Genomic DNA, 737 nt, shown 5'->3' with positions numbered 1-737 from the left:
TTCACCGACCTGGACGACGGCGCGATCCTGGACGTCGTCGACGGCCGCCGCGGCAAGGTCGTCACCTCCTGGCTCGCGGCGCGGCCGCGGTGGTGGCGCCGGCGGGTGCAGGTCGTCGCCCTGGACATGTCGAGTGAGTTCCGGGCCGCGGTCCGCAAGGCACTACCGCGGGCGAAGGTCAGCGTGGACCACTGGCACGTGGTGCGGCTGGCCAACGAGATGGTCACCAAGGTGAGGAGGCGCCGGGTGTGGGAGCTGCACGAGCGCCGAGGGCGGGCGACCGACACCCCGTGGAAGTACCGCAAGCTGCTCACCTGCGCCGGTGACCGGCTCACCGTCCGGCAGCGCACCAAGCTGCAGCAGATCCTGGCCGAGGACGTCGAGCTGGCCGTCGCGTGGGGCATCAAGGAACACGTCCGCCAGGTCCTCACCGCCACCGACACGCCCTCCTTCCAGCGGCACTGGGCCCGCCTTGAGAGCGCCGTGCGAGCCACCCACCTGCCCGAGCCGGCCGCGCTGTTCCGGACCCTGCTGGCCTGGCGTCGTGAGCTGCTCACCTTCTGCCGAACCAGGGTCACGAACGCTCGCACCGAGGCGGCGAACCTGACCGCCAAGACGATCAAGAGGGTCGGGCGCGGGTACCGCAACCATCGGAACTACAGATGCCGCATCATTGGCTATGCGCCCCGACCGATCGCGGCGTGAACACCCAGCACCACGCTCAAAGTTGAAGAGCC

Annotated in this window: 1 protein-coding gene; it reads left to right on the top strand. The window is 70.0% G+C overall.

Annotated elements, in window-relative coordinates; genetic code table 11:
* Positions 1–705 (top strand): ISL3 family transposase (locus tag RF638_RS16045; RefSeq protein ID WP_259917873.1); only part of this gene is annotated, 705 nt, incomplete at its 5' end.
* Positions 706–737 lie beyond the last annotated feature (32 nt).

The organism is Kocuria sp. CPCC 205235, assembly GCF_040980905.1.
GTDB lineage: Bacteria > Actinomycetota > Actinomycetes > Actinomycetales > Micrococcaceae > Kocuria > Kocuria carniphila.
This window is presented reverse-complemented; position numbering and strand designations above follow the sequence as displayed.